The following is a 19602-nucleotide window of genomic DNA, read 5'->3' on the forward strand; positions in this document are numbered from 1 at the left end:
TTCTGATGCTGTCAATCAGGCGCACACCATCGTCTTGCCATCAATCCGGACTGTTCTAGCCTCTGAATGATCATGTCAGGTTCACATCCGGGCTTTCCTTGGAGGCTGGTCGTCGCGCTTCTCTCAGCCTGTGGCCTTCTGCTTCTGCTCCCCATGCCTGAGCAGGGTGGGGGAGTGGCTGCTGAAGTGCTGGGCCAGTCGATCACGCGCCATGAACTGGAGGAGGCGCTGCGCGAACATCTGTGGAGACACAACGCAGTCTGGAGCTCGCTCAGTGCCGAGGAGCGGCACCAGACTCGCAGGCGGGTGTTGGAGAATTTGATCGACTCCCGCATCGTCGGTGCCTCTCGCGGCAGCAGCGGCGGGACTGTGGCTGTGGGCGCAGCGTCGAAGCTTGAGTCGGAAAGACTCCGGCGTCAGTTCGCTGATCCGGCAGAATTTCCAGCGCGCCTGGCTGCGCAACACCTCACACCCAAGGCCATGGACGCGCAGATTTTCGTTGCGCACTTGGATGAGGCGTGGATAGCCGGGCAAAGTCAGCGCTACATCAAACCGGTCACTTCGGAGGAGGTGCGTGCCTGGTATGATGAGTTCAGCCACACCCTGCTCATTCCGCAGGCCTGCCACGCCGCGCACATTTTCCTCAGCCGGCATGAAAAGACGAAGCCGGATCGTGGCGCAGAAATGCAGGACATTCGGCGCCAGCTCCTGGCAAAAAAGAAGACCTTCGCTCAGCTTGCCCGGGAATATTCGGAGGACGAGCGCAGCAAGCTCCTGGGTGGGGATCTCGGCTGGTTCACTCAGGAGCGCATGCCGGCGGACTTCATGGCCGCGTTGCAAAAGCTGCCTCTGGGCCAGGTCAGCGAGCCGGTGCAGACGAAGCTGGGCTGGCATCTCATCATCCTGATGGACCGCCACCCTCCTCGCCTGCCAGCCTTGGCCGAAGTGCAGGGGGAAATCGCCGCCTTCCTCACCAGCAGACGCCGTGCAGAGGCGGTTAATCGTCTCATTGCCGAACTGCGGCGCCACCTGCCACAGCCCGTGTCTTATCACGCCGAAGTCATTGATCGTGCTGAACCGGCGCCTTGAATGCGGCGGCGCACCAGCCATTTCCTGATTTCTTCGATCCACAGCACACTGCTGCCGATGACGCCCAGGATGGCCACATCCGCCAGCGGGATCGGCACCGTGTGGAAAATCCGGTTCATCGGGGCGGTGTAGATGACCAGCAGATGCAGCGCATTGCCAAGGATCAGACCTCCCGCGAGCCATCGGTTCCGCAGCACATCTAGGCTCAGGGCGGATTGTGTCGCACTTCGGCAGTTCAAAACATTGAACCACTGGGTCACGGCGATCAGGGTGAACGTCTCTGTCTGCACCAGCGCAAACGGAGCACCGCTGGCCTGCCGCCACAGGAAGAAACCGAAGACTGCCGCCACCGAGGTGCTCACCATGAGCAGCAGCCTCTCCAGCATGGGCCGGGTGAAGAGCGGCTCGTTCACCGGCGTGGGGCGCCGGCGCATTTCATCCCCCTCCAGCCCTTCTAGGATCAGGTTCACCGTCACCATCCCTTCGGTCACGATGTTGATCCAAAGGATCTGCACGGCCGCCAGAGGCAGCGGGTAGCCGCACAGCAGCGCCAGCAGCAGCACGCTCACTTCGTCGATGGAGGTCGCAAACAGGAACAGCACCACCTTCTTGAGGTTCTGATACACCAGCCTTCCCTCCTCGATCGCCTTCACGATCGTGGCGAAGTTGTCATCCGTGATCACGATCTTGGCGGCCCCTTTGGCCACTTCCGTGCCGGTGATGCCCATCGCCACTCCGACGTCGGCGGCGGCCAGTGCCGGTGCATCATTGACTCCATCTCCCGTCATGGCGACGACCTGGCCCTTTGCCTGGAAGGCTTTGACGATCCGCAGTTTCTGCTCCGGCTGCACCCTCGCAAACACAGAGATGCGCTCCAGGCTCGCGCTCAGCTCCTCTTCGGGCATCGCCTTGAGTTCCGCGCTGTCCACCGCGATGTCGCCCGGCTTGGCGATGCCCAGTTCGGTCGCAATCGCGAGCCCCGTGGCCTTGTGATCACCGGTCACCATCACCGGCCGGATGCCCGCCGCCACGCACTCCGCCACGGCCGTCTTGACCTCCTCGCGCGGTGGATCCATCTGTCCCAGCAGTCCTAGAAAGCGCAGCCTGCCGCGCCACGGCTCAAAACCTGCCTCCTCATCCAGCGGCGCGTCATTCACTTCGGCCACGGCCAGCACACGCAGAGCCCGTGCTGCCAGCTTTTCAGACGTCTCATGCACCCCGGCAGCATCCAGCGTCGCACCATCGCATAGGGCGAGCAGCTTCTCGGGAGCCCCCTTGAACAGCACGCGGCACTTCCCTCCATGGCCATGCTGGGTGGCCATCATCTTCAGGCTGGAGTCGAAAGGGATCTCCGCCCGGCGCGGCCACTCGCGGCGCAGTGTCTCAGGCTCCACGCAGCCTTTCAGCGCCACCGTGAGCAGTGCCGCCTCGGTGGGGTCTCCCAGCGGGCGCCAGTGGGCCTCTTCGGCCTCCGGCGGCACGAGATTCGCGTCGTTGCAAAGCACGATGGCCTCCAGCAATGCCCTCAGCGAGGCATCATCCTGGGCGGTGAGCTCCCGCCCCTCGGCCAGCAGTTTGCCCTCGGGGGAGTAGCCCGCGCCTGTGACCTCCACCTGCAGCCCGCTGGGCAGCAGCAGCCTTGTCACAGTCATTTCATTCTTGGTGAGCGTGCCCGTCTTGTCGCTGCAGATGATGCTGGTGGCCCCAAGCGTCTCCACCGCGGCAAGACGCCGCACGATGGCTCCCCGCCTCGCCATCCGCTGCATGCCCACCGCGAGCGCGATGGTCATCGCCACCGGCAGCCCCTCCGGCACCACTGAAACCATCTGGCTGATGGCCACCATGAAAATGCTCACAAAGGGAATCTCACGCAGCAGTCCAAATCCGATGATCAGCACAAAAAGCGCCATCGAAGCTCCCACCAGCCAGTTCCCAAAGTGTCTCAGCCTTGTCTCCAGCGGTGTCTTGGGCTCCTCCGCCGTTGCCGTCAGGCTCGCTATTTTGCCCACCTCGGTCTGCAGTCCGGTCGCCACCACCACCGCCCGCCCGCGGCCTGCGGTGAGGTGCGTGCCTGAGTAGATCATGTTTCTTCGGTCGCCCAGCCCCGCCTCCGCATCCACCGCTTCGATGTTCTTCAGCACCGGCAGCGACTCCCCCGTGAGCGCAGCCTCGGTGGCCTCCAGGGCCGCGGCTTCCAGCAGCCTCGCATCCGCCCCCACCTGGTCTCCTGCGCTGAGCAGCAGGATGTCTCCCGCCACCAGTTCGCGCGCTTCGATGATCGCCTCCCTGCCATCCCTGACGACGCGTACCTTCACCGCCGAAAGCCTGCGCAGCGCCGTCATCGAGTGTTCCGCACGGCCTTCCTGCACTGCGCCGATGAGCGCATTGATCAGCACCACCACCAGGATCACCGCCGCGTCGCTGGCATGCCCCATCGCCAGCGAGATCATCGCCGCCACAAACAGCAGGTAGATCAGCGGGCTCGCGAACTGTGCGGCAAACACCCGCCACAGCGCCTTCGGCTTTTCTTCAGGAAGTTCATTCGGGCCGCTCTGCCTCAGGCGCTCGGCCGCCGCCTCGCTGCTCAGTCCGGCCACGGCGTCGCTCTTCAGCTCCGCCAGAATCATTCCTGGTTCTGTCGCGTGCCAGACGGGCGATGGAAATGCCTGCATGCCTCACCATAATTCAGGATCACCTCCGCTGCCATGTGCAATGCTCCCCCCTTGTTGCCATGGCCTGCGGCAGACCTCGGCGTTGCACGCCTTCAAATGCACGCTAAGGGCGTGGCATGAAACCCAACGTTGGCATTCTCGGTCTCGGCATCATCGGCAGTCGTGTGGCGGAAAACCTCCGCAAAGCCGGGCACGAGGTCTTTGTCTGGAGCCGCAGCGCCCGTCCCGTGCCCAACTTCCTCGCATCCCCTCGCGAAGTCGCCGGTGCCGCCTCCATCATCCAGATCTTCGTTCGGGACAGCGCCGCCCTGCTCGACGCCCTTGAAGACATGAAGCCCGCCCTCAAGGCCGGCCACCTTGTCATGAATCACGCCACCGTCAGCAAAAAGGCCACGCTCCAGGCTGCGCAGATCGTCGAAGACACCGGCGCTGCCTTTCTGGATGCTCCCTTCACAGGCAGCAAAATGGCGGCTCAGAACGGCAAGCTTTGCTACTACATCGGCGGCAGCGATCTTCTGCTTGAGCGTGCCCGCCCTGTGCTTGAGGCCAGCGCCGCCAAAATCCTGCCCCTCGGCGGCGTCGGTGAGGCCATGGTGCTCAAAATCGTGACCAATCTTGTCTCCGCAGTCATCGTCGAGGCCGTGGCCGAGGCGGCGGACATCACCAAGGCCAATGGCATCCCCCTCGAGCGCCTGCACCAGGCCCTGGAGTCAAACGCCAACTATTCCACGCTCATCGGCATGAAGCTGCCCGCCATCATCAAAGGCGACTTCGAGCCTCACTTCGCACTTCGCAACATGCTCAAGGACGCCGACTTCGCCCGCGAGCTCGCCGCTCAGGCCGGACTCACGACCCCCGCGCTCGAATGCACCGCTGCGGCGATGCGCGCCGGCGTGGATGCCGGAAAGGGAGATCTCGACTTCAGCGTCATCGGGCAGCGCTGAGATTGTCCATTCCAAAATCATGCGGCGATCGCACTTGCCGTCGCACACGTCTTTGACGAGGAGTGAGCCACTGTCCCCCGTCTCATATGACTGAATCCGTATGCTATCTCATCGCAGGTGTCGTGCTCGCATGGTTTGGAGGTGAGCTCTTTGTCAGAGGCGGGGTCGGGCTGGCTGCCTGGGCTCGCTGGCCTGCTGCTGTCATAGGCGTCACGGTGGCGGCCTTTGGCACATCCTCGCCGGAGCTGATGGTGGCGGTTCACTCCGCTATGGATGGCGTGCCGCAGATCTCCCTGGGAGATGTGCTTGGCAGCAATGTGGTCAATGTCTCCCTCGTGCTCGCCCTAGTGCTGGCATTCTCCGGCATGAAGGCGGAGGACGGCGGCGTCTGGCGGGACTGGTTCGTCGCATTGCTGGCCCCCGGCCTGGTCTATGCACTGCTCATGGATGGCTGGTTCTCGAGGCAGGATGCCGTCATCATGATGGCCTGCTTCTTCACCTGGCTGTTCGTGGTCATCCGTCATGCCCGTGCTCATGCGGCCGCCAGCGCGGCGCCGGTGGAAAAAGTCTCGGTTTCAAAGATGCTCGGCTTCAGCCTGGTTGGGCTGCTCGTGCTCATTGGGGCGGCGCAGTTTGTGGTTCATGGGGGCAAAGGCGTGGCCGCCGCCCTCGGCTGGAGCCCCTTCGTCGTTGGTGCCGTCGTTGTGGCCGTGGCCACCAGCACGCCAGAGCTCGCCACCACACTCATTGCGCGCATGCGCGGCCATCATGACGTCGGTCTCGGGAACATCCTCGGCAGCAACATCTTCAATGTCCTCTTCATCGCCTCTGTCGCGGCATTGATCCATCCTTACGCAGTCAGGCTGCCCGAGATCATGCCCTGCCTGCTCTTTGGCGCTGTGACCACGCTCCTCATCATCCCCGGCCTTGATGGCAGCATCCCCCGCTGGCGCGGTATCGTCCTCCTCGCTCTTTATGCCGCCTACATGGTGCTCACCCTGAATCAGGGCGCCGCTCACTGAGCCAAAAAAACGCGCGTGCCGCCTCACACGGCCCCTCTTGCCGCACCGCATCGTAATGGATTCCATTAGCAGCGGCTTCGGGAGACTCCGCATAGACGCCCGTCTCTCTTGCGTCCTTGGTGCTGTTTCACAGCTCCGGCCATGAACAAGCACGCCACCAACTTGGAATGCTCACTCGAGTGCCCCTGGAGAGATGGCTGCAGGTGCCTGCGGTTGATGGTCAAGCAGAGCGTGGTGCTGGGTGGCCACCTGGGTGCGGCTCAGATGTCAGGAGTCCGCGCCATCTACTATCCTCAGGAGCCGCCTCCCTGTGTCCATCTGGATGGCAGTCTGCACTGGGACACTCTGGCAGACGATCCCGAGCCTCTGCTGCTCTGGGGAGATGATGGCCCGGTGCTCTGAAAAAAGAGAACCTCAAAAGCCTCAGCGCTTCCTGGCAGTCTCCTTGTCACAGCATATTTCAAAGGCCTTGAGCACACCCAGCCCGAGCAGCACCGGCGGCAGCAGGCGCGTCACGAGGTTGCCGGCCACGCTCGCCAGCAGGCGCGGCGGCAGCAGGTTGAGCACCAGCCCCGTGCCCAGCGCAGCGGCGGCTGCTTTCGTGGGCTCACGTCTCACATACTCCTCCACCCGCCTCAGCGTTTGATGAAGCGAAAGCTCGGCTGCGTGCGGTGTCGTCTCTGAGTTCATGGCTTTTCAGATGTTAATCCATCTCATGGCATCAGCTTCACGCATCTTGCGCGATGCTGGGCACAGGATACGCTTTCACCATCGCGCCCGCCATCTTATTTTGACAGCCGCTCCAGCACATTCTGCGTGATGCGCGTCACCGCCGCATCTCCGCCTTGCAGCCCATGGGCCCAGTCGGTCGTCGCAGCGGTAAAGACCGTGCCGCCACGTGTGTACACACCCAGGCAGGCCGCCCCCGTGCGCCCTTTTTCCCACTGCTCATACCACTCCGCGTCATCCGGGTGCCAGCGCACCGGGCACGTCGCCAGGACTTCAAAAGTCTTCGGCGTGCCATCCTTGCACGTCGGGAAGGGGAGGCCGTCCTTCCAGTTCAGCTCGCAGCCATCGCACTCATACCCCACGATGGTGTCCTTGCCGCCAAACTTGTCTCCCTTCTTCAGGCCCGTGCCTGCCAGCGCCCAGTGCTCCGGCCTGTGCACCTCATACTCTGCTGGCTCGGTCATGAACTGCCCATGGCTCTTCCGATACCCGCCCCACAGAAAACCCACCCCCGTCAGCTCATTCTCCGGCCGCTTCAGCAGGTGGTGGCTCCATGCCGTGCTCAGCGTTTTAAAGTCACGCGTCGCAAAGACAGGGTCCAGGTGGTAGTTCTGCTTGCAGCAGGTAAAGGCGCGCCCTTCGTCCTCGGCGCGGATCTGCCAGCAGCACGTGTTCCCGCTGAAAAAGGCCACATTCCCTCCTTTGCCGATCCACGCCTCCAGATGGTCACGCATCGGCGTGCTCCAGTACTCGTCATGCCCCACGCTCAGCACCAGCTTGTAGCTTGCCAGCATCTCCGGGCGAAACTCCAGGTCGTCATTCGCCGCAAACTCCAGCTCATGGCCGTTCTTCTCCGCCCACTGCACAAAGGGCAGCTCCCACCGGCTGAACTGCGAAGGGCCGGGCCGCTCAAAGCTCACCCGGTGTCCCTGGTTGTTCGAGAGGCTGCTGTACGCATACACCGAAAAGCCGCCCCAGTTGTTGTACGCGTTGTACGTGTTCGTGCAGAGCTGCATCAGGATTTTCGAGGTCGCCCCCGGCTTCGCCTGCCGCACGATGAACCACGCGCTGCTCTCCGCCGTGCGCTTCCCCCGCTGCGTCCATTTCCCTCCCGCATCCACGGCACGGAATACCACCTCATAATAGCCGCTCTTCCACGCCCCCGTGCTCGGCACGCGCACACTCTCCGGCCAGCGGCAGCCGTTCGCGGAGGCATCTTCCGGCACCGGATACGCCGCTCCCGGCACATCCGACTTCTTCCACACCACCTCCCGCTTGGCCCCCAGTCGCGCCACCTCGATCTCATACTTCGCCGCCGTCGTGCTCACATGGATGCCGATCTCCTCGCCCTGCGCGATGCTGCGCGCTCCCGCGTAGCCTTCAATGTACAGTGAGACCGGCTCAGCGGCTTGCAGGGACGTGACAGCTAGAAATAGGGCGATGATGCGGCGCATGAGACCGCTACGGCAGCCACCCCCGCAGGCTTTCAGACGCTCACTCCTCCGCCTCAGCCAGCTTCGCCGCCTCACGCTTCAAAATGCGTCCCACGCGATGCTTCGCCAGGTACACCTGCGCCGCGTTCACTCCCAGCTCCTTCTTCACACGCTCAGGGCTCCAGCCCTTCAGCACGTAACACGAAAAAATCTGGAACTGACGCGGAGACACCAGCGCACGCACCCGGCGCAGCGCGATGTCCATCACCTTGTCCTGCCATTCCTTCTCCCACAGTTTTTCCAGCGCCACCCCGTTCGGGTCCGCACAGCGGTCGATCGGTGCCGTGCGCCGCTCGTCCGTTTCATCCGCGTACAGGTTCGCCTCGCGGCTCTGCTGCTTCTTCCGGCGGCGGAACTGGTCCAGAATGCGCCACCGTGCCTGGTTGAGCAGGAAAGATTTGAAGGAGCCCAGGCTCGTGTCGAATTTCTTCTTCTGCAGGTTCTTCGCCACGCCGATGAAAGTCTCCTGCACCACATCACTCGCCTCGTCATCACTCAGGCCGGTTTTGCGGGCCACGTGAAAGACAAAACCCGAATAGGTCCGGTAAAATTCGTCCCAGCTCGCCCAGTCATCCCAGTTGTCCAGTTTCTCAATCAGCGTCTTCCGCGTCGGGGGAGAGCCAGACGTCTCCTTGAGGAGTTCTTCAGTTTCAGCGACTTTCGGGAGGTCGGACATGCGGGTGTCCACAGTAACGGTGCCTTGGGTGGTGGCAACGACGTTTTGTCATCCCGGCGATAGATCGACCTTTAGAGGCCCGTATTGATGTCCCCCCCAACCACCCTCCCCGGCCCAACCACCCCATAGCCGGACAGATTTCCTATGCCTAAATACCATTCTTCCCAGCCTGCCGTCGCGTTCCTCACGCTTGTGGCGCTGGGTTTGAGTGCCTGCAGCACGGGGTTTTACAAGAAGTGGGCGGACAAGGAAACGTACGCCATCCTGCGCAAAAAAGCCAGCAAGGTGCCCAACTCGGGACAGGCCTTCTTGAATATCACCCCGCCTCCGCCGGTGAAGATGGAGGAACTCCGCAAAAACATGAAAAAGGAGGAGTTCCTGGGGGACAGGGCCTACCTGGAGGAGAATGCACGCGTGGTCAGCCTCGCTGAAGCCCTGGACTTCGCCGTCCATCGCAACCGCGCTTACCTCGTTCAGAAGGAAACCGTCTATCTCGCCGCACTGAATCTCACCTTGGTCCGGCAGCAGTATGGCCCCATCATGTCCGGCGGAGGCTCCACCGCTCAGGCCAGCACGGATGCGGTCACCGGCATCAACAATCTCGTCCGCACCTCCACCCTCACCACCACCGGCAATCTCGGCTTCTCCGCCCTCACCCGCACAGGAGCGCTGCTGGCCACCAATCTCACCACCAATTTCGTCCGCTTCTTCACCGGCGGCAAGGACAGCGGCATCTCCCAGCTCGGCTTCTCCCTCACCCAGCCGCTGCTCAGCGGGGCCGGCTATCTCTCCGCCTCCGAAGTCCTCACTCAGAGTGAGCGCAGCGTGCTCTACGCCATCCGCACTTTCGCCCAGTATCGCAAATCCTTTGCTGTGGACATCGCCACCCAGTACTTCGGCGTCATCCAGTCCCGTGAAACTGCACGCAACGCCTACCTCGCCTTCAAGGCCTTTGACTTCGTGGTCGCTCGTGAAACGGCCATGCAGAAGGAAAATGCCGCCAACAGCACCAAATCCTCCGTTTACCGTCTCGTGCAGTCCCGCATCGTCTTCGAGCGTTCCTGGATCAGCGCCATCCGCGACTATGAGCAGGCCTTGGATGATCTGAAGGTCAATCTCGGACTGCCCGTCACTGAGCGCCTCGTCCTCGACTACAAGGACAAGGACAGTTTGAAGATCATCGATTCCCCCGGAACCCTCGAAGAAGCCATCACCATCGCGATGAACAACCGCCTCGATCTCTGGAATTTGCGAGATCAGGTCGAGGACACAAGCCGGAAAGTGCTCATCGCCAAACAGCAGGTCCTGCCCTCCGTCAATGCCTTGGTCAACTACAACATGCTCGACAATCCTGACCACAACGATTTCAGGCTCGTCCCTCGCAACCGCAGCTATGGCATGGGCGTCAATGCAGACCTCAACCTCAATCAGAAGCCTGAACGAAACCTGCTCCGCTCCTCCATCGTGGCAGAGCAGCAGGCCAGACGTGCCCTCGACCTCGCCGAGGAAAACATCCGCAGCGACGTCCGCACCGGCTGGCGCGATCTCCAGCTTGCGCGCAAGCAGTACGAACTCGCCAAGATCGGTATGGAAATCAGCACCTCCCGTCTCGAAGTGGAGGAGGCCTTCAACGCCGAAGGCATGGGCACCGCCATCAACCTCGTCGACGCCCAGCGCGACATGAACACCACCCGAAACCTCATGGTTTCCACCTCCATCAACCACACTCTCGTGCGCCTCAGGCTCTGGCGGGACATGGGAGTTCTCTTCATTGAGAAAGACGGCGGGTGGGTGGACGTATTGAACAAGGAGAAGCCAAAAGGAGAATGAAGAAGGGAAAATCCAACAAAGGAATCATCATCGCAGGCCTCGGCCTTCTGGCTGTTGTCGGCTGGTGGAGTCTGGCTGGAGGTGGTGCTGCGGCTGAAAAAGTCCCTACCCGCATCGTCCAGCGTGGGCCTCTGGAGATCAGCGTCCTTCAGGGCGGGGAGATCCGCGCTCTGCACAACAATGAGGTGAAGAGCGAAATCGAAATCCCCACCAAAATCCTCAGCCTCATCCCCGAGGGCTACCTCATCACGGAAGAGGACGTCAAAGACGGCAAGGTCCTCATCGAGCTCGACAGCACCGACCTCAAGACCAAGATCGAGACCCACGAAATCGACTTCCAGACCACGGTTTCGAACTACATCGATGCCGACGAAAACCGCGAAATCCAGAGAAGCGAAAACCAGACCCTGGTGCGCGACACCAAGCAGGTCGCCATTTTTGCCCTCATGGACTTTGAAAAATACCTGGGCCGCGAGGTCACCGGTGCCATCCTCACCGCCGCCAAACTGCCCCCCGATGTGGAGGCCTTTGAAAAATACGCCGACGTCCTTGAGACCCAGGCCAACACCACCGTCAACACGGAGGCCGCCATCGCCAAGCGCAACTCATCTGCCAAGGACGGCACCCCAAAAAAGGCCGCTCTTCCCGCCCCGGTGAGCGAAATGATCGACTTCTCCCCCTTCCTGGAGCAAAAGGCCCAGAGCGATGGTGAGGCTCAGCAGAAGCTCCGTCAGCTGGAGGACGACCTCCTCCTCCACCGCTCAGAGCTCGCGCTCGCCAAGCAGAAGGTGGAATCCTCTAAGCGTCTCGCGGAAAAAAAATTCGTCACCGCCGCCCAGATGGAAAACGACCTCGTCAGCTATGACAAGGTGCAGCTCTCCGTCAAGACCTCCGAAACCGCCCTCGCCCTCTTCAAAAAATACGAGTTCAGCAAGCAGTGCGCCACCCTTCTCGCCGCCTATCGCGAAGCCTTGAACAAGCTTCAGCGCACCATCCGCGCCAATCGCTCCCGCATGGCCCAGGCCGAGACCCGCTTCAGCACCGCCAAACGCCGCTACGAAATGGAGCTCGCCCAGCGTGAAAACCTCGAGCTTCAGCTCAAGGCCTGCGTCATCAAGGCCCCTCAGGCAGGCCTCGTCGCCTACGGCGACCTCAACGCCAGCTCATCCTACAACTACAACAACAGCATCGAGGAAGGCGCCACCGTGCGCCTGCGCCAGACCTTGCTCACCATCCCCGACATGAGCCAGATGGGCGTTCGTGTGAATGTGCATGAATCCCAGATCAAAAAGGTTCGCATCGGCCAGCCCGTCAAAGTCCGGGTCGATGCCGAGCCGGGCAAGGAGCTTGACGGACGCGTCGCAGAGCTCGCCGTCCTCCCGGACTCCAGCAGCAGCCGCTACACGCCCAACCTCAAGGTCTATCCCTGCACCATCCACATCAACGGTTACCACCCCTGGATGAAGCCCGGCATGAACGCCAAGGTTGAGATCATCGTCGACCAGCTCGCAGACGTTCTCTACGTCCCCGTCCAGTCCATCGAGGTCGAGCAGGATCACCACTTCTGCTACGTCAGCAACAACGGTTCCCTTGAACGCCGGGAGATCAGCACCGGGCTCTTCAATGACGAGTTCATCGAAGTGCGTGATGGGCTCAAGGGCGGCGAAGCCGTCGCCCTCGCCCTGCCGAAAAAAGCCGAGGCCGACATGGGCACCACTGGCAAGCCCGAGTCCGAGACCGGCGCCCCCCAAAAATCCCAACCCTCCAAGCCCAAGGAAAAAGCCGTGGCGCTGGCCAAACCGTGATGCCCGCGACTGAGCCCATCATCAAGCTGGTGGACATCTGCAAGAGCTACCAGATGGGGGACACTCTCCAGCATGTGCTGCAGGGCGTCTCGCTCTCCATCTATCCCGGTGAGTACGTCTGCATCATGGGCCCCTCCGGCTGCGGCAAGTCCACCCTCCTCAATGTCCTCGGCTGCCTCGACCAGCCCACCACGGGGGACTATTACCTCGGTGGCCTCAACGTGGCTCACCTTGAGGACGATGACCTCTCCGCCGCACGGAACAAAAATCTCGGTTTCATCTTCCAAAGCTACAACCTCATTCAGCAGCTCAGCGTCATCGAAAACATCGCCGTGCCCATGTACTACGGCGGCGCGAAGGAGTCTGAAATGCTCGAAACCGGCACACGTCTCGCCACCCAGGTCGGTCTGGAGCATCGCCTCCATCACAAGCCCACCGAGCTCTCCGGCGGTCAGCAGCAGCGTGTCGCCATCGCCCGTGCCCTGTCAAACAGCCCCCTCGTCATCCTTGCAGACGAAGCCACCGGGAATCTTGACTCCAAGTCCGGCAAGGAAATCCTCGATCTCTTCGACGACCTCAATCAGCAGGGCAAGACCCTCGTCTTCGTCACCCATGACGAGCGCATGGTCCAGCGCTGCACCCGCATCATCCGCCTCAAAGACGGCGTCATCGAGCACGACCAGGCCGGCGCCAAAGCCGACCGCCTCCGCGGCAAGGTCATCGGCCAGCACTACGGGCTGGCTGCCTGAAAATGACAGTCAGGCGCACACCTCCACCATGGGGGCCGTTCCATCGCCGCCCAAGTAGCACGGGCAATCCTGCCCGTTTCTCCCAGCGCCTGCTCTGCACCCAGCACCACCGCATGTCGCAGACCTGCTAAAGCCCCGCTGCGTCGGGACCGAAGCTTCGGGTCTGCCGCGTCGCAGGCGCTGAAAAAGGTGCGCCGTCCTTGGAACGTCGAAAAGAGGGTGGCTGCCCTCGGTGGATTTCAGGCGTATGACACCACAGCGCACCCTGAGTCCTAGGCTTCTCTTCAGCTTTAATCCGATGCCTCCGCCAGCAGCCTTGACTCTTTCACCACCGGCATGGCATGACTGGCTTTTGAGGACCACCATAAAATATCAAGATCTCCTGATTTTTTAAACATCAGTGGTTTTTTTTGCAAACGGGCTCATCATTCCGTGCATATGGCCCAATACACCGTTCAGCCAGGGGATAATCCCACCAAGATTGCCACCTCTTTTGGCATGTCGCTGGATCAGTTCCAGCAGCTCAATCCAAGTCTGGTTCAATGGGGCAGCTGGAAGGTTCTTTTTCCCGGCCAGATCGTCAATGTCAGCGGCCAGGGCTCTTTCGCTCCTGACAGTTCATCGGCACCCGCCACAGCCCCCACCAGCTTTGCCGCACCTCCGCCATGGATGCAGATCGCCATCATGGAAGTCGGCGTGCGCGAGTGGGCGGGCGCGGCGGACAATCCCCGCATTCTTGAATACCTTCAGAGCTGCGGCATCAGCGGCAGTCTCCTCCATGATGAAACCGCTTGGTGTGCCGCCTTTGTAAACTGGTGTGTGTGGCAGTCCGGTTATCAGCCACGGGGCAGCGCCAAGGTCTCGGACTGGTGGTCCTGGGGGCGTCCCGTCGTCCCCACCTACGGCGCCATCTGCATCCTCCAGCCCCTCACGGTGGATCAGGCCAGCAGCGGCCACATTGGCTTCCTCCATGCCCAGGACGCCACCAACGTCTGGCTCCTCAGCGGCAACTCCCAGAACCAGGTGCGCATCTCCGCCTATCCAAAGTCCAAGCTCATCCCCAACGCCCCCTTCCGCTGGGCGTTTTGAGGCAGGCTCAAGGCTTCATGTTTTTGACATGCATCCGACCATCAATCCAGAAAGCTTTCTTGCCTGAATCATTGAGTCCGGGCGTGATCTGCATCTGGATGCAAAAGATCTCTGGGCCGGTTTCAGTCATGGTCACCAGTCCTTGTTTGAAGGTTATTTTCTGATGGATGATTCGATTGATGATGGTGCCATCAGCCATCCAGTTCGTCGGCATTGATGCGTCCCGATTGGGACGGAAGCGGATGGTCAGGTGTGAATCAAAATCACTGTCACTGGCATTGAAGTCATAGGTTCCGCTCCAATCCATGGGGGTCGGCTTCGAGTCCGCCTCGACCTGGCGTGAAGTAAAGCTGCTGCATTGAGAAAGCTCAAAACAGAGGGCGGTCGATAGCAGAAATCTGGTCAGCAGTCTCATTGGAACGGCAGGATGACTGGTGGGCTTTGGAGATTGGTTATGCAAGACCACGCGACAGCGTTTTGGAACCGGAGCGAAGCGGGTCGAAGACCGCCGAAGGCAAATAGACAGCCGTAGGCTGCCCGAAGGGTGCGCCGAGCGAATCAACGTGGTCGCGCAGATGCAAGGCGCAAGCATGCATCGTAGCCACCGCTTTCGCGGGGTATGGAGCAGTTCTCGAAAGGAGGGTCATATTGAATCGGCGAGCGCAGCGGCCTCAATGGCAAGGCGGGAGCGCTGCCTGCTATTTGAAGATAACAGGCAAGCGGCTAACGCAGCCAATGGAGCCGCTTCGCCGTCCGGGCAATGGGACAAGACTTTTGAGAGTTGGTCTGGAATGCGCTTCCTACTGAAACTGCCCTCCAGCCCGCGTAAACCTAGTCACGACCACTCTCCCAGATGCTGTCGCGTTGACGCAGGCATAACGACGGGTGTCAGCCCCAGGAAAAACGACATCCCGCCTTAACCGAGCCTCATTCCTGCCTGTCATCCGCCTTCACACAAATGCAGGCGCATCTACCGCTCCGTGGGCTCCCTCATGAGATTCAGCAGGCGTGTGCGGTCCACCGCTGGTGCTGGCGCCGCTTTGGCCGGTGCAGCCGGGCTCGGCTTCGGCTTGGATGAGGCGGCGACCTTGGCCTTGGCCTTCGGCTTGGATGCAGCAGAAACCTTCTTCTCGGCGGTGGATGCAATCTTGGGCTTGGCCGGTGCCTCGCTGGCCATTTCAGTCTTGGCTTTGGCTTCCGCCTTGGCCTTCTCCGCTTTGGCGTAAGCCGCAGCTTTCATGTCGGCGTCCGCCTGGGCTTTGGCGTTCTCCGCAGCAGCCTGTGCCGCAGCTTCTTCCCGGGCCTTCGCCTTGTCGGCCAGAGCTTTGGCCGCAGCAGCCTCTCTGGCCTCTGCCTTGGCCATGGCTTCGGCTTTTTCCTTCGCTCTGGCCTCAGCTCTGGCTGCCGCCTTGGCCTCAGCTTCGGCCTCCTTCTTGGCTTTGGCTTCGGCATCTGCCAGGGCTTTCTCTGCTTTGGCTTTCGCCTTGGCTTCTGCCTTCACTTTCGCGTCCTCTTCTTCCTTGGCCTTGGCTTCAGCATCCGCCACAGCCTTGGCCTCTGCATCGGCTTTAGCCCTGGCTGCGGCTTCGTCAGCCTCCTTTTTAGCTTGGACCTCGGCTAGGGCCTTGGCTTCTTCCTTGGCCCTGGCTTTGGCTTCCGCCCTGGCCTTGGCTTCTGCGGCGGCGGCACCATCCGCAATTTTACTGACCGTCACAGCGCCTTCAGGAACGATGGCGCCGCCGTCGATGCGGATCTTCGCGGAGTCGTTCTGTCCAATGTAGAGACGGTCGTTCTTCTTGACCGTCGCTTTGCCGAGAGCCTCGGAGAACTCTGGAGTGATTGAAATGCCGGGAGCCAGCGCCCAGATGGGGGACGAGGTGTCCTTGACCATCACGGCACCACCGCTGGCCACATGGGTTTCACGGCCCCAGGCGTCCTTGGTGGTGTCAATCTTCTGCGCATAGAGCCGCACAGCGCCAGTTTTGCGCATGGCGGGATACTTGCTGCCAAGGGCCTCGGCCGAAAGTTTGAACTCAGGAGGCTCAGGCGCGGTGGAATTGCAACTGCTGAGACTGATGGCGGCGGCAAGGAGACCAAGGCGGAAAAATGTCATGATGCTATGAAAGGGGGCTAGGGGGCGGGCTGGCATTCGGAGAATACGACAGCATCGGGAGCTTCGATGTTCGTCGATTATTTCCCGGTACGCAAATACGCGACGATGTCCGCCACATCCTGGGCGTTCAGCCCCAGCTGTGTGGCGTTGAGCATCATGCTCTGGTCCAGTTTGCGGCGGCGCTTGATCCGTGACTTCGCCACATATTGATTCTGCCCGCCCATGCTGCGGATGATCATGATGTCACCTTCAGTGAGGATCATGCCATGAATGGTCACGTCATCCTTGGTGACAATCTCCTGGCCGTCGTAGCCATGGGCGATGTCCTTGCTCGGCTCAATCAGCGCCTGGGCAATGATCTCGCTCGGCTGGCTCCGGCCCCAGCCTTCCAGATTGGGGCCAAACTCCACCCCCTGGCCCTTGATCTGATGGCACATCACACAGCGCGTGACGAGCTGCGCTCCGTTTTTGGCATTGCCATTCAGCTTGAGAACATCTTCAAGCTTTACCGTGCAGGGGATCGCGGGAGGAGTCGCAATGGTCACCAGCTTCGCATTCTCAGGATCAAAGACCCCCTCCTTTTTCAAGGCTTCCGCGACACCAAAGGCGGACCATTCGTCCGTGCTCCGCTTGATCAGCCACCACATGGCATCCGCATGAAGAGGGGACTCCTTGTCCTTGGCCAGTTCCAGCACCGCCTTGGCCGCGCTCGCCTCCGGGATGAACGCCAGGGTGTCGAGGGCAAGCTTGCGTTGCTCGGCTGAAAGCTTGCCATCAGCGGCTCTTTTTGCCAAATCCGACACAGCCTTCGCCGGATGTATCCGCCAGGTGATGTGCGCAAAAGCATCGTCCCAGGAGCCTTCAGGCTTCAGGGCTGACCACACAGCCTCCTCTTTGCCCGTGCAGCCAATGCCCCAGGCTTCGAGCAGGGAGCGGTCGCTCCCGTCTATGTGGTGCGAAAGCTTGCTCAGCAGCGCCACACTTTGCGCAGCCGGCACATCCCGCAGCGCCACAGCAACCTCGCTGCGCACCATCGGCGAAAGATCAGTCGTCAGGTTGCTGAGAATCTCAATGCAGTCATTCGTCGCAGCCCGGATCGCACGCAACGCCACAAGACGCTTTGTCGCATCCTCAGATTCCAGCCACACCCTCGCACTGATCAGCCCCGGCTCTCCGAGCTGCGCGAGCAGCCACTCTGCGCGCGCGGCGATGTAAGGGTTGGCATGTTCGCGCAGCTTTTGGACGGCGGGCATGTTGATGTCTCCGGCTGCTTTCAGACGTGCAAAGGCCACATGGCGTACGTTCGTGGCGGGCGATTGCAGAGCGGCGATCTGCCCTTTGACGGTGCTCAGATCCAGGGCCGGAACCTTGGGCTTGAAGCCTTTGGGGGCGATGCGGTAGATCGTGCCGCTACAGGTCTCATCTGTGTCCTGGTGGCCGCCGGTGCGTTTGTCAAACCAGTCGCTGATGTAGATTGCTCCATCCGCTCCCACGCAGACGTCCGAAGGGCGGAAGAGCGTGTGGCGTTCATCCGAGAGGTTTTTGGCACCGCCTACAAAGTCGCTGCCCTTGAACACCCCGGTGGTATTGGTGGTGCAGAAGTCGAAGCGCTCCAGCTTGAAACCTGCCCCATCCGGTTTTGGCAGGTAGCCAAAGACCACGTTGCGTCCAGTTTCACAGCTTAGCAGCAGGCCGCTCCATTTTTCACCGAGCGCACCGTTCTCATAGAAGCACATGCCGGTGGGGGCGCCGCCGCCATACACGTCACCGGCAGGGATGCTGCCTGGATCTTCCTGCCGCCATTCGGCGGTGGGGATGCTCTGCCCCGGGCGTTTGTCTGCGCGCCACTGGCGCTTGCCGTCCCGGGAGAAAAAACCGAAGCTGCCGCCTTCGATGAGATGGCTCACACGGCAGGCGGGCGGGTCATCATTGTCGTTGAGAAACATGTCGCCGAAGGAGGTGCGAACGCCTTCAAAGCTGTTGCGGTAGTTGTAACCGAGGATGCGTGCGTCATGCCCGTTTTCGTCAACGCTGGCGGTGAAGCCGCCGACATAGACGTGGCCGTCGTCGCTTTTGGCGCCGGCATAGGGATTGTTAAGGTAGGCGCCGCCGATGCGGAAGGTGCGGCCGCTTTTGTCACTGAACTCCGCGCCGCAGTTTCCGTTGCTGAAGTACAAACGGCCGTCAGGGCCGGCATAGACACTGTGCAGGCTGTGGTCGTGCTGGGGTTGCTCAAAGCCGCTGAGGAAGATCTCGCGCTTGTCCACGGCAGGGTCGAACTTCAAGTCGCGGTTAACATCCGTGTACTTGATGATGTTTGGTGCGTTGGAGACGAAGATGACGTTGTCAAAAACAGCGACACCGAGCGGGCATTCGAGTTCCTTTTCGCGCACAAAGACGTGGCTGCTGTCACATTTGCCGTCGCCGTCGGTGTCTTGCAGCACACGCACGCAGTCGCCCTCCCGACTGCGGCCGGAGTGGCGGCGGTAGTTCACGCCTTCCGTGACCCAGATGCGGCCTGCATGATCCACGTCCATGTTTGCCGGATTGAACAGCTGAGGGGAGGTGGCCCACACGGTGATTTCGAAGCCTTCGGGCACCTTGAACGCGCCGGGTTCAAGATGATCCGGCTTTACCGACGAGGCCTCGAAGGCAGGGATTTCCGGGTCGGGGGTGAATGCGGGTTTTCCGGCGACGAAGGGGGCTTTTTCTTTTTTGGCCTTGGCGGGTTTGTCCGGGTTTGCAGACATGAGAGCAAACGGCGCGACCAAGGCGAGGGCGACGAGAAGGTTTTGACGATTGGGCATGATTGGGGGGGCTGAGGGAACGAGCGCAAAACGTCGATCTTGCGACGAGTCCCAACAGCTGATTTTACCAGCCCATGCCGGCTCCCATGCGAGGTTTAGCCCTGGGTGTAAATGACCACCACATTCGAGGCCGGACCGCTGGGGGAGAAGTCGTTTCCAAAACCCACGGTTTGTATGCTTGCAGCCTCGAGGCCGAGTTCGATCAAACGCTGCCGCACAGCAAGGGCCCGGCGTTCAGAGAGGGAGCGGGCATGGTCAGGCGGCAGATTCGGCGGTGTGTACCCCGCAACCAGCAGGCGGGCTTTTTTGTTCTTTGCCATTTCCTGCGCCAGGCGGCTCAGGGCCTGCTGATGCGCAGAAGTGAGCTGAAAGTCAGGATGCTCAAAAACCAGGGCGGGGCAGGCGGGCTTCAGGCTGTCACTCAACGGGGAGGTGTAGCCATCCCTGGGCCCCAGGGCATAGACGACGGCTTCGGACGAGGGGTCGTGCAAAAACGACGGCATCGGGATGCTGCTGCAAGAGGCCAGCAGGAGGCAGAGTGCCAGGGGGCTCAAAAAATTGGCGGCTAGGCGGGGCATCGTTGG

General features: G+C 61.3%; 16 protein-coding genes. 8 read left to right on the plus strand and 8 right to left on the minus strand.

All coding sequences use genetic code 11. The features are described from left to right. Positions 1 to 72: 72 nt before the first annotated feature. A complete protein-coding gene (locus ACFQDI_RS21165; RefSeq protein ID WP_377170650.1) occupies positions 73 to 1089 on the plus strand; it encodes a peptidylprolyl isomerase in 1017 nt (338 codons plus the stop codon). Here the strand turns inward: ACFQDI_RS21165 and ACFQDI_RS21170 are convergent. Continuing rightward, positions 1050 to 3761 (minus strand): cation-translocating P-type ATPase, encoded by a 2712-nt coding sequence (locus ACFQDI_RS21170; RefSeq protein ID WP_377170652.1) that lies wholly within the window; start codon positions 3759 to 3761, stop codon positions 1050 to 1052. The two genes, ACFQDI_RS21165 and ACFQDI_RS21170, sit on opposite strands and share 40 nt — an antisense overlap. A 116-nt stretch (positions 3762 to 3877) precedes the next feature. Here ACFQDI_RS21170 and ACFQDI_RS21175 point away from each other — a divergent pair, with 116 nt between their 5' ends. The 3 genes from ACFQDI_RS21175 to ACFQDI_RS21185 all read left to right on the plus strand — a co-directional run bounded on the left by ACFQDI_RS21175 (position 3878) and on the right by ACFQDI_RS21185 (position 6129). Beyond that, the gene (locus ACFQDI_RS21175) at positions 3878 to 4705 is read left to right on the plus strand and encodes an NAD(P)-dependent oxidoreductase (RefSeq protein ID WP_377170654.1); all 828 of its coding nucleotides are present in this window, start codon (positions 3878 to 3880) and stop codon (positions 4703 to 4705) included. Between the two features lie 86 nt (positions 4706 to 4791). Next, entirely contained in the window at positions 4792 to 5727 is a 936-nt protein-coding gene (locus tag ACFQDI_RS21180; protein ID WP_377170656.1) for a sodium:calcium antiporter, read from the plus strand. A gap of 141 nt (positions 5728 to 5868) precedes the next feature. Further along, the gene (locus ACFQDI_RS21185) at positions 5869 to 6129 is read left to right on the plus strand and encodes a hypothetical protein (protein ID WP_377170658.1); all 261 of its coding nucleotides are present in this window, start codon (positions 5869 to 5871) and stop codon (positions 6127 to 6129) included. Between the two features lie 21 nt (positions 6130 to 6150). Here the strand turns inward: ACFQDI_RS21185 and ACFQDI_RS21190 are convergent, their stop codons facing one another. From ACFQDI_RS21190 to ACFQDI_RS21200, 3 genes are all read right to left on the minus strand, one after another. Further along, positions 6151 to 6417 (minus strand): hypothetical protein, encoded by a 267-nt coding sequence (locus ACFQDI_RS21190; RefSeq protein ID WP_377170660.1) that lies wholly within the window; start codon positions 6415 to 6417, stop codon positions 6151 to 6153. A 95-nt stretch (positions 6418 to 6512) separates the two neighbouring features. Beyond that, positions 6513 to 7910 (minus strand): N,N-dimethylformamidase beta subunit family domain-containing protein, encoded by a 1398-nt coding sequence (locus ACFQDI_RS21195; RefSeq protein WP_377170662.1) that lies wholly within the window; start codon positions 7908 to 7910, stop codon positions 6513 to 6515. Between the two features lie 40 nt (positions 7911 to 7950). Continuing rightward, positions 7951 to 8625, minus strand: a complete 675-nt coding sequence (locus ACFQDI_RS21200; RefSeq protein WP_377170664.1) for a sigma-70 family RNA polymerase sigma factor — start codon at positions 8623 to 8625, stop codon at positions 7951 to 7953. Between the two features lie 144 nt (positions 8626 to 8769). Between ACFQDI_RS21200 and ACFQDI_RS21205 the strand changes: the two genes are divergently transcribed. The 4 genes from ACFQDI_RS21205 (at position 8770) to ACFQDI_RS21220 (ending at position 14098) form a co-directional block, all read left to right on the plus strand. Beyond that, positions 8770 to 10455 carry a TolC family protein gene (locus ACFQDI_RS21205; RefSeq protein WP_377170666.1) on the plus strand — a complete coding sequence of 562 codons (1686 nt, stop codon included), beginning with the start codon at positions 8770 to 8772 and terminating at the stop codon, positions 10453 to 10455. After that, positions 10452 to 12260, plus strand: a complete 1809-nt coding sequence (locus tag ACFQDI_RS21210; RefSeq protein ID WP_377170668.1) for an efflux RND transporter periplasmic adaptor subunit — start codon at positions 10452 to 10454, stop codon at positions 12258 to 12260. Before ACFQDI_RS21205 ends, ACFQDI_RS21210 begins: the two co-directional genes overlap by 4 nt. Beyond that, entirely contained in the window at positions 12260 to 13009 is a 750-nt protein-coding gene (locus ACFQDI_RS21215; RefSeq protein WP_377170670.1) for an ABC transporter ATP-binding protein, read from the plus strand. Before ACFQDI_RS21210 ends, ACFQDI_RS21215 begins: the two co-directional genes overlap by 1 nt. 438 nt (positions 13010 to 13447) lie before the next feature. After that, positions 13448 to 14098, plus strand: coding sequence for a C40 family peptidase (locus tag ACFQDI_RS21220; RefSeq protein WP_377170672.1), 651 nt, complete (start codon positions 13448 to 13450; stop codon positions 14096 to 14098). A gap of 7 nt (positions 14099 to 14105) precedes the next feature. Here ACFQDI_RS21220 and ACFQDI_RS21225 read toward each other — a convergent pair whose 3' ends face one another. From ACFQDI_RS21225 to ACFQDI_RS21240, 4 genes are all read right to left on the minus strand, one after another. Next, positions 14106 to 14513: a hypothetical protein gene (locus ACFQDI_RS21225; RefSeq protein ID WP_377170674.1), complete on the minus strand. Its 408-nt coding sequence runs from the start codon at positions 14511 to 14513 to the stop codon at positions 14106 to 14108. A gap of 555 nt (positions 14514 to 15068) precedes the next feature. Then, positions 15069 to 16211, minus strand: a complete 1143-nt coding sequence (locus ACFQDI_RS21230) for a hypothetical protein (protein WP_377170676.1) — start codon at positions 16209 to 16211, stop codon at positions 15069 to 15071. Positions 16212 to 16288: 77 nt separating this feature from the next. Next, entirely contained in the window at positions 16289 to 19018 is a 2730-nt protein-coding gene (locus tag ACFQDI_RS21235) for a PVC-type heme-binding CxxCH protein (RefSeq protein ID WP_377170678.1), read from the minus strand. 95 nt (positions 19019 to 19113) lie between these two features. Then, positions 19114 to 19596 (minus strand): OmpA family protein, encoded by a 483-nt coding sequence (locus ACFQDI_RS21240; RefSeq protein WP_377170680.1) that lies wholly within the window; start codon positions 19594 to 19596, stop codon positions 19114 to 19116. Positions 19597 to 19602 lie beyond the last annotated feature (6 nt).

This window comes from Prosthecobacter fluviatilis (assembly GCF_042655725.1).
GTDB lineage: Bacteria > Verrucomicrobiota > Verrucomicrobiia > Verrucomicrobiales > Verrucomicrobiaceae > Prosthecobacter > Prosthecobacter fluviatilis.